Here is a 5,066-nt window from a genome sequence, read left to right as displayed (position 1 = left end):
ACCACCGACACGCGGATTTTCAATCCGCTGCTCTACCAACTGAGCTACCCAGGCCTTTCACGTAACCATGTGCGAGGCGTATTAAACGGATTTCACCCCTCTGAGTCAAGTCGGCTATGCTGATTTTCCGTTTTTTGAACGAAAAAAGTGGTGTGGATCAACTGTTTAGAGTCACAATGCAGCTGGCAGAGTTTATTTTGTTATTGAAAGACGACATAGTCCGCCAATTCTTCCAGGGACTCCAGTTCAGCTATTTCTTCAATCGGTGCCTGCCCCTTTTCTTCCTTGTAAGTCTGATAGGCTCTGGTATCTATAACAATGTCGCCATTTTCTTCCTGAAAGAGGACAGAGTGGTCGCTGATGGCAGAGAGAATGAGCTTCTTTTTGTTGTTAGAGATAGAAATGTCTTTGATGTTCATAGGTCAGGCTCCTAATCAGTTTACTTCTGTTCAGGTACAAAACCTTCGGCGGCATCATAGTCTTCACCGGCGAAAAACTTATCCATCTGTTCGGTCAGGTATTTGCGGGTTTCAGGATCCAGCAGACTGAGGTGTTTCTCGTTAATCAGACGAGTTTGGTGGGCTTGCCATTCACTCCATGCAGACTGGGAAACGTTCTCGTAAACCCACTGGCCTTTGGGGCCTGGCAGAGGTGGCACAGCAAGGCCTTCGGCTTCTTTCTTGAGTTTTACACAGTGTACGGTACGGGCCATGGGTATCCTCTTTCTCACAATCAGTAATAGGGTGGCATCTTAACAAACTATTCGTCAGGACGAGCAGCTGACTTCCAGCTTTTTACTCCACTCAGGGGGCTTTTGAGCATAATGTCCCAGATCAGGATGCTCATCATAGGGTGACTGCAACACTTTCATCAATTGGTCGATTTCACTGTAGTCCCCCTTTTCCGCCTTCTCGATAGCCGTTTGGGCGAGATAATTTCGCAGAATGTATTTGGGGTTGATTTGTTTCATTCGTTCGTGGCGCTGCTGCTCTGGCTCCGGGTTTCGACGAATCCTTTCATCATAGCGTTGCAGCCACTTTTTGAGGAACTCAGGTTCACTGCACAAAGCAATGAATGCTGATACGCCCTGACCTGCACGGTAATCCGACAAGGTACGGAAAAACAGGGTGTAGTCCAGTCGTTGATCATGAAGTTGCTGCAGAAGATCCCTGATCAGATCTGAGTCTTCAGGTTCTTCTTCCTGCAGCCCCAGTTTCTCACTCATCAATGAAAGATATTTGGTTGAGTAAAGCGCGGGATAGCTGTCCAGTATTTTTTGAAGAGTAGATATATCTTCGAGCAGAGGCAAAAACGCCTGTGCCAGTCGGCCACAGTTCCAATAACCGATATCGGGTTGCTGGCTGAAAGCATAGCGGCCGGAATGATCAGAGTGGTTACAGATGAAGTGCCAGTTGAAATCATCCTGAAAGCCGTAGGGCCCGTAATCAAAGGTTTCGCCGAGAATGCTCATGTTGTCGGTATTCATTACCCCATGGGCAAAACCGTTAGCCTGCCAAAGGGCAATCATATGAGCGGTTTTCTCTACCACAGCTTTGAAAAATAAACTGTATTTGTCGTTTTTATCGGGCTGCCCGGAAAAATCAATTCGCTCGGAAAAATAGTTCTGAATGGTAAATTCGACCAGAGTTTCAAGAGCTTCGTGTTGTTTGGTGTAGTAAAAATACTCAAAGTGACCGAAACGGATATGAGTTTTTGCCATTCGCAGCAAGGTAGATCCGCGTTCCTCTGTTTCACGGTAAACCGGAGTGTCGCTGGTCACCACACAAAGGGCACGAGTGGTCGGGATACCCAGATGGAACAAGGCCTCAGAGGCAAGGTACTCACGGATGCAGGAACGTAAAACGGCCCGACCATCACCGAATCGGGAATAGGGTGTCATGCCTGCCCCTTTCAAATGGAGATCCCATATTTCACCTTTTTTGTTGATCACTTCCCCCAGAAGCAAACCTCGCCCATCGCCCAGCTGAGGGTTATAGCTGCCAAACTGATGTCCGGAGTAGATCATTGCCAAAGGGTCGGAATCTTCGGGAAATATTGAGCCTCCACCCATCTGGGTCAACTGCTCTTTACAAGTGTCGCTCAGCTCAAGATCTAGCAGATCAGCGGCTTTCTGACTCACGGCGACCAGCTTGGGATTATCCAGAGGAGTGCCCTGAAGACGGGTATAGAACACGTCTGGCAGCTGGCCAAAGCGGTTATTAAAGTTGAGCTGATCCAGGCTTGTTCTCATTTAGATATTTTCCATACAGAGGACGGAAATGCCACCACTCCCTGTTGCGGCATTGCTGTGGTCAAAGAATACCTGAGTATTTTACTAGGAAATTGACTTGTGTGGGAGAGTTCTTCAGGAAACGACAGACGACGTAATAGCGCTTTTAAGGTTGACCCATTTGTTGCATGAGCTGATCTTTTTCTTCCCAGAGATCATTAACCCATGCCTGAAAGTCATTACGAAATTCAGCATCCTGCTGGTAGCTACGACCTATGAATGATTTCGGGATGGTTCGTTTGTCAACATGGATACTGACGTTTTTAATTCGACCACACAGGAAGTCCCAGAAACCCAGCTGGCCTTTTTGATGGTAAACAATGGTGATGTTTAAAAGGGTTCTCACCTGCTCACCCAGAGCTCCAATTACGTAACTGATACCGCCAGCACGGGGTTTCAGCAAATGTTTGAAGGGGGATGACTGCTTTTTGTGCTTCGCCTCGGTAAAGCGGGTGCCTTCGAGGTAATTGACGATGGATACCGGCATGGTTTTGAATTTTTCGCAGGCATTAAGGGTGTTTTCCAGATCTTTGCCACGTTTTTCCGGGTGTTTTTCAAGATAGGCTTTGCTATAACGCTTCATAAATGGGAAGTCGAGAGCCCACCAGCAAAGACCTATAACCGGAACGAAGATCAGTTCCTGTTTGAGAAAGAACTTCATCAAGGGGATTTTTCTGTTGAGCAGCTTTTGCATCAGCAAAATATCAGCCCAGCTTTGATGGTTGGAGGTGATCAGATAATAGCCATTGGGATTCAGGTCATTCAGACCGCTGATATTCAGATGAGTTCCTGTCAGTGCTCTCATCCAGAGGGAGTTGATGCTGATCCATAGCTCAGCCATAAAGTGAGCCATTCGTCCCATCAGGCGACGAAAGCCCTTTAAGGGGACGATGAGTTTTAAAAGAGAAAAACAGAGCAGCGGCACGCTGAGCAACAGGGTGTTGATGATCAAAAGGGAGGCAGATAAACACCCTGTAACGTATTCTTTAAATCGACGGATCATGTTGGACTTGGCGTTCTTTATTGGGGGTTGCGTAGTTTAACTCGAAACTTTTTTCATCTCTAACCCGAAACTTTCACGCCGCTGATCGCCTCTACAGAGTCCTCATGATTTTCGTTAACAGTTTACTGACTGGAGCTGCCAAGCCCAGCTCGGACGGTTGATCAGGCTGAAACCAGTGCCATCGATCTCCATCCGCTACCGAAGAGGCTTTGGCAGCAAAGGATTTGACCGGAGTGATATCCAGGTGATAATGGCTGAATGTGTGTCGAAATGAAGACCATTCTTCAAAATCTTCCAGACTTAATCCGGTTTTGTTTTGAGCGGCACCAGACAGCTCCTCATCGATCTGGATTTCCGGAAAACCCCAGAGTCCTCCCCAAATACCTGTAGGTGGTCTTTTTTCCAATAGAACCTCTCCAAACTCGTTGATCACCATTAACATGATTATCGATCGTTCCGGCTTATCTTTTTTAGGTTTGGGTTCGGGGTAGCGGGTTTCTTCTCCGGCTTTGTGGGCCACACAGTTTTGCTCTAATGGGCAAATCAGACAGGAAGGTTTGGTCCGGGTGCAAATCATTGCCCCCAGATCCATCATCGCCTGAGTGTAATCTGCATTGCGATGATGTGGGGTAAACCCTTCGGCAATACTCCAGAGTTGTTGTGCTACTGCAGACTGTCCGGGCCAACCAGAAATGGCCTGATAACGGGCCAGTACTCTCTTAACATTACCGTCCAGAATCGGAGCACGAATACCCATACTGATGGACGCTATCGCTCCGGCAGTCGATAAACCGATTCCGGGTAACTGAGTTAATTCTTTAACAGAGCGGGGAAACTCACCGGCAAAAGTATCCATGACCATTTTTGCCGCCTTGTGCAGGTTTCTGGCTCTGCTGTAATATCCGAGCCCGCTCCACAGATGAAGCACATCATCGATTTCCGCTGAAGCCAGGTCTGCAACCCCGGGAAAGCGTGACATAAAATTTTCAAAGTACGGGATGACAGTAGTTACCTGGGTCTGCTGCAGCATGACTTCGCTGATCCAGACCCGGTAAGGGTTGATGTTTTTCTGCCATGGCAGGTTCTTGCGGCCATGACCATCAAACCATTGGAGCACTTGTTGGCTGAAGGCGTCACTATTGCTATCTGGCGACATATTGGGTGTCTGGGTTTAAGAGTTTAGTGGTGCATTCTACTATGAAAAGTACGATGGAATGGCCTCCTAATCTCATTTCATAGCGTTTTTGTATCTGCTTGCACTGAAAAGTGGAAACATGAACTTCTTTACTTTATTCCAATCTTTTTTCTGCCCAGACCCGTTTTTGCCGACAGTTCAGAGTCTCCTTAAAGTATAAATTTTGTTGATTGACATTATTTAAAAGTTTGAATTTTCTTATTCTGAAAATACGTTATTTTGTTCATATATCTTTCTAAGAACTGCTCAAACAGCCGTGGGCTAAGAAAAGCCATGAGCGAATGACTGATACGCTCGGTAATAAGCACGATGAATAAGACTGAAAATCCAGCTCGCACAACTGGCCTGGTATCAAGACTGAGCCGTGTTCCTACTCCTCTTGGAGGCTTGGCTTTAGGCATTGCCAGCCTCGGCGCCGCCTGGTCTCTGGTCATGCCAGATCATTCTCAGGGACTTAAGTTAACCGCTGCTCTGATTGCCGCCATACTGGTCATCAATGTGATGCTGAAATTTATTCTGCATCCGCACCTGATTCGTGAAGATCTTTCACACCCTGTCGTCAGCAGTGTTATGCCAAC

Annotated in this window: 5 protein-coding genes and 1 pseudogene; 1 reads left to right on the top strand and 5 read right to left on the bottom strand. The window is 47.1% G+C overall.

The window, feature by feature from the left end; all coding sequences use genetic code 11:
• Window positions 1-200: 200 nt before the first annotated feature.
• The 5 genes from KDK19_RS10195 to mutY all read right to left on the bottom strand — a co-directional run bounded on the left by KDK19_RS10195 (window position 201) and on the right by mutY (window position 4,449).
• Window positions 201-419: a hypothetical protein gene (locus tag KDK19_RS10195; RefSeq protein ID WP_257254633.1), complete on the bottom strand. Its 219-nt coding sequence runs from the start codon at window positions 417-419 to the stop codon at window positions 201-203.
• Between the two features lie 20 nt (window positions 420-439).
• The gene (locus tag KDK19_RS10190) at window positions 440-712 is read right to left on the bottom strand and encodes an oxidative damage protection protein (protein ID WP_257254632.1); all 273 of its coding nucleotides are present in this window, start codon (window positions 710-712) and stop codon (window positions 440-442) included.
• 54 nt (window positions 713-766) lie between these two features.
• On the bottom strand, window positions 767-2,251 hold the full coding sequence (locus KDK19_RS10185; protein WP_257275944.1) for a YdiU family protein: 1,485 nt from the start codon (window positions 2,249-2,251) through the stop codon (window positions 767-769).
• Between the two features lie 145 nt (window positions 2,252-2,396).
• Complete coding sequence (locus KDK19_RS10180) at window positions 2,397-3,293, bottom strand: acyltransferase (RefSeq protein ID WP_257291868.1); 897 nt, start codon at window positions 3,291-3,293, stop codon at window positions 2,397-2,399.
• Window positions 3,294-3,384: 91 nt separating this feature from the next.
• On the bottom strand, window positions 3,385-4,449 hold the full coding sequence (gene mutY, locus KDK19_RS10175) for an A/G-specific adenine glycosylase (protein ID WP_257254629.1): 1,065 nt from the start codon (window positions 4,447-4,449) through the stop codon (window positions 3,385-3,387).
• A gap of 348 nt (window positions 4,450-4,797) precedes the next feature.
• On the opposite strand from mutY, the pseudogene KDK19_RS10170 reads away from it, so the two are divergent.
• A pseudogene (locus tag KDK19_RS10170) lies at window positions 4,798-5,066 on the top strand (hypothetical protein); the annotation flags it as partial.

The organism is Endozoicomonas sp. ONNA1, assembly GCF_024606325.1.
Classification (GTDB): Bacteria; Pseudomonadota; Gammaproteobacteria; order Pseudomonadales; family Endozoicomonadaceae; genus Endozoicomonas_A.
This window is presented reverse-complemented; position numbering and strand designations above follow the sequence as displayed.